The organism is Alcanivorax sp. HI0083 (genome assembly GCF_001635175.1).
This window is the reverse complement of sequence record NZ_LWFX01001167.1, coordinates 1-4,454: the sequence shown is the minus strand read 5'-3', so window position 1 is coordinate 4,454 and position 4,454 is coordinate 1. Positions and strand designations below refer to the sequence as shown.

General features: G+C 59.8%; 5 protein-coding genes. All 5 read right to left on the bottom strand.

Annotated features, from left to right (window positions below):
* Window positions 1-80: 80 nt before the first annotated feature.
* Window positions 81-257 (bottom strand): DUF1328 domain-containing protein, encoded by a 177-nt coding sequence (locus A3754_RS16675; RefSeq protein ID WP_082872236.1) that lies wholly within the window; start codon window positions 255-257, stop codon window positions 81-83.
* Window positions 258-375: 118 nt separating this feature from the next.
* Complete coding sequence (locus tag A3754_RS16670) at window positions 376-960, bottom strand: TIGR00730 family Rossman fold protein (protein ID WP_063520601.1); 585 nt, start codon at window positions 958-960, stop codon at window positions 376-378.
* A 207-nt stretch (window positions 961-1,167) separates the two neighbouring features.
* Window positions 1,168-2,478: a phosphate regulon sensor histidine kinase PhoR gene (phoR, locus tag A3754_RS16665; RefSeq protein WP_063520600.1), complete on the bottom strand. Its 1,311-nt coding sequence runs from the start codon at window positions 2,476-2,478 to the stop codon at window positions 1,168-1,170.
* Between the two features lie 94 nt (window positions 2,479-2,572).
* Window positions 2,573-3,277 (bottom strand): phosphate regulon transcriptional regulator PhoB, encoded by a 705-nt coding sequence (gene phoB, locus A3754_RS16660; protein WP_063520599.1) that lies wholly within the window; start codon window positions 3,275-3,277, stop codon window positions 2,573-2,575.
* A gap of 316 nt (window positions 3,278-3,593) precedes the next feature.
* A partial coding sequence (gene ubiA, locus A3754_RS16655) for a 4-hydroxybenzoate octaprenyltransferase (protein WP_231880659.1) occupies window positions 3,594-4,454 on the bottom strand: 861 nt, incomplete at its 5' end.

The window sequence follows — 4,454 nt, the reverse complement described above, 5'->3', positions numbered from 1 at the left end:
TGTCGATTAACGGCGACCAGATGTCAGAACATGAAAGTGGAGGGCTATGGCTTGGCCATAGCCCTGCGGTGATGCGGTGGTCAGATTTTTGGGCCGCGGCCTCTCACCGCATTGGCCACCAGGCTGACGACCAGCAAGACCAGGAAAATGAAGAAAATAATTTTGGCAATGGACGCCGCGCCGGAGGCGATACCGCCAAAGCCGAGCACGCCGGCAATAATTGCCACGATAAGAAATGTCAGAGCCCATCCAAGCATAATGGTTACCTCGTCCATGGTTGGTGTGTGATCACACTGTCCATATCACCGTAACGCGTTGATCTCTGCTCTGGCTTGGAACAGATTGTCTATTTGATCATCTTTCACATTTTTATTGTTACAGCTGGGATTGCCTGTCGAGCCATTTATCCATGGGCGCGGGAGCGAAATCCCGGAAATGATCCAGCAGTGCCACCGGGTCGTCGTGTACTTGCAGGAGGCGGTGGTGGTCCTTGCTCAGAAAGCCCTCTTGTACGCTATGTAGCAGGAACGTCTGGAGGGAATCGTAATAGTGGTTCACGTTGAGCAAGGCGCAGGGTTTTTGGTGAAAGCCCAGCTGTGCCCAGGTAAGAATTTCAAAAATTTCTTCCAGCGTACCCATGCCACCGGGCAAGGCAATAAACCCATCGGACTGGTCCGCCATGGCCGCTTTGCGTTCGTGCATGGAATCGACTATCTGCAATTCGCTCAGGTGATCGTTGCCGATTTCCCGACGCATCAGCGCATGGGGGATGATGCCAATGACCTCGCCCCCCTGGCGCATCACCGCGTTGGCAATGGCGCCCATCACGCCGACGCTGGCGCCGCCGTAGACCAGGCCGATATTGCGGCGCACCAGTTCATCGGCCAGCGCTTCGGCAGCCTGAATGTAGGCCGGATTGTTGCCGGGGCTGGAACCGCAATAGACGCAGATTCTTTTCATAAATTTCGCTCATGCTCTGTGCAGATGGAGACGCGGTACAAAATTTCTACAGGGCCGCTGCAGGAGTGCCTCTTGAGGCGCGAATCCGTGAGTAAATGGGAAAGGGACAGAACTCGCCGCCTCTGTTTAAGAGCAGGTCGCTGCGGGCGGCGATTCTGTAGACTCGCTACGCCCGGTTCGTCCCTCAAGAGGCACTCCTGCAGTGTTTTACCCCGCCACCGCTGTGGGCTTGTTTACCAGCCGGTCTGCCGGGAAATGACAGGTAAAGGTGCTGCCCTTGCTGAGCTCGCTGGTGATTCCCAGGCGGCCGTTGTGGCGGATCATCACGTGTTTGACGATGGCCAGCCCCAGGCCGGTGCCGCCGGTCTGGGTGACGCGACTGTTGTCCGGGCGATAGAAGCGTTCCGTCAGCCGGGGAATATGGGCCGGGTCGATGCCGATGCCGTTGTCGGTGACAGACAGGTGCGCGCCCTGGGCATCCTGCCACCAGCGGATGCGGATGGTGCCTTCGGCCGGGGTGTATTTCACCGCGTTGGTAATCAGGTTGCCGAAGGCGCTTTCCAGCTCGGCGGGGTTGGCGATCAGCCGGGCGTCGACGGGGACATCCAACTCGATGTGGTGATGCTTGTCGCTGCTGATGGCCAGCGCATTGTCTTTCATGCGGTTGAGCATGCCGTGCACTGGCACCGCCTGGCGCACGCTGTCGGCTTCGGTGCCTTCCAGCCGGGCCAACAGCAACAGGTCGGCCACCAGGGCCTCCATGCGGTTGGACTGGTTGTCCATTTGCACCAGTGCCCGGCGCAGACGGGCCTGTTCATCAGGAATGGTGTCGAGCAGGGTTTCCAGGTAACCCTTGAGCACGGTGAGCGGTGTTTTCAGTTCGTGGCTTACGTTGGCCACGAAGTCTTTGCGCATCTGTTCCAGGTGATGCAGGCGGGTCACGTCCCGGGCCATCAGTAATTGTTCGCCGACACCGAATTCGGTGACGCGGAACTGGAGGATGCGGTTGTCGTCCACCGGCGAGGGAATTTCCAGTGCCTCGTCGAAGTCACCTTTGTTCAGGTAATCGGTAAACCGGGGATGGCGGACCAGGTTCGTCAGCGGCTGGCCCAGATCCTGGCTGGCATTGAACCCCATGGCGCGCTCGGCGGAATGGTTCCAGTACTCCAGGTAACCGTGCTGGTCGATCAGAATAACCACATCGTCCAGGGCGTTCACCGATTGCTGGGCGCGATGAATAATGCTCTGCAAATTTTCCTGGGCGCGGCGCTCTTTCTGGAACAGGTGCTCAAGGCGGGTATAGAACTCGCCCCACAGGCCGATGCTGTCCGGTGGTTCGGTGTGGTCGTCGCGCACCAGCCAGCTGTACAGGGCAAACAGTTGGCGGGTACTCCAGAAAATATACCCCACCAGCCCCACCAGCAGTGGCCAGATATGGCCCACCGCCAAGGCGCCGAGGGCGGCCAGAAAAATCAGGCCGGCAATGCGATTTACTTCCTTGGCCAGGCTGGCTTTCATGCGTCAGTCACCGCGATTCGCTACCGGGTTCGCAGGTTGCCGGGTTTGCACCCGGCAATGGGGCTTCAGTATAGGCAGCCGAGCGCCCGCTGTCTCAGCCCGCCTTGGCGGATTTTACCGAAAACCGGTAACCGGTGCCGCGTACCGTCTGGATAAAGCGGTCGTAATCGAACGGCGCCAGGGCCTTGCGCAAGCGTCGGATATGCACGTCGATAGTACGGTCTTCCACGTACACGTTGGCACCCCATACCTGGTCCAGCAGCTGAGTGCGGGAATAGGCGCGCTCCTGGTGGCTCATGAAGAACTCCAGCAGACGGTACTCGGTGGGGCCCATGTCCACCGGGTAGTCGTTGGCGCTGATGCGGTGGCTGACCGGGTCCAGGCACAGCCCTTCCACTTCAATGGCTTTTTCTGCTGCCACACTGGAGGCGCGGCGTAGCACCGCCTTGATGCGGGAGATCAGCTCGCGGGTGGAGAAGGGTTTGGTGATGTAGTCATCGGCCCCCACGTCCAGCCCCTGGATCTTGTTATCTTCCTCGCTTTTCGCGGTCAGCATGATGATCGGCACCTCATTGGTGGTGTCATCGCGCTTCAGGCGGCGGGCCAGCTCGATGCCGGTGACGGATGGCAGCATCCAGTCCAGCAGGACCAGGTCCGGGCGTTCATCGACAATGATTTCGTGGCCGCGCTGGGCATTTTCCGCCTCGAGCACATCGAAATCGGCCAGTTCAAGGGCGACGGCAACCATCTCACGGATGGCGGGCTCATCATCAACAATCAAAATGCGGTTTCGGGACATGGCTTACCTTCCTTGCCTGTCATGGGCGCGCATGCGCTGCCCGGGATGTTGCCCTATTAGATTGCCTTTTTATGACATCCGTATGACAGATAGAGACGCAACAAGCAACAAGCAACATGCGACAACGCGGATCCGGGCTTGTACGAAAGGGCAGAAATGTGGAGGGCCGCGAGCCATGGAAGGCGATTTCTACGGTGTCCGGCATGGCTCGGCCGAAGGCCGCAGATGAAACGTCTCGGCGCGAAGTGATGCGGTTTCCCGTTCCCTGCAGGGGTAATTCGGGTTGTTGCGTGTCGCGTGCAGCGTGTTGCGTCTCCTAAAAATACTGAAAATACAGGCCGATAAACACGCAGGCCCCGGCCCAGTGGTTGTTCAGGAAGGCGTGGAAACTGGGCCAGCGTTCGCGGTAGCGGATCAGGCTGTGCTGGAAGGCAAAGCTCAGGGCCATGCCGACCAGCCCGGCGTACCAGGGCCAGCTAAAGCCCAGCCGGTGGCCGACCATGATCAGGGCCAGCAGGGTGAGGGCCTGCAGCAGGCCGATCATCAAACGGTCCGCATCGCCGAACAGGATGGCGGTGCTCTTGATGCCCAGCTTCAGGTCGTCTTCGCGGTCGCACATGGCGTATTCGGTGTCGTAGGCCACGGTCCACAGCACATTGGCCACGTACAGCAGCCAGGCGATTTCCGGCACCTCGCCGGTTTCGGCGGCAAACGCCATGGGGATCGCCCAACTGAAGGCGGCGCCCAGGAACAGCTGGGGCATAAAGGTAAAGCGCTTGGTGAAGGGGTACAGCACCGCCAGCCCCAGCCCGCCGAAGGACAGCCAGAACGTCAGTTCATTGAGGAACAGCACCAGCACAAAGGCCAGCAGGCCCAAAGCGCAGAACAGCGCCAGGGCTTTCTTGGCACTGATGGCTCCGGTGGCCAGCGGACGGCCTTTGGTGCGCTCCACATCGCCGTCGAAATCCCGGTCGGCAAAGTCGTTAATCACGCAGCCGGCGGCGCGCATGATCACCACGCCCAGAAAGAACACCACAATCACGGTCAGGCTGGGGGTGCCCGCCCCGGCAATCCACACTGCCCACAGGGTCGGCCACAACAGCAACAGGGTGCCAATGGGGCGATCCAGGCGCATCAGTTGAATATAGGGCCAGAAGGCGGGGTAACGCTGTTCAAC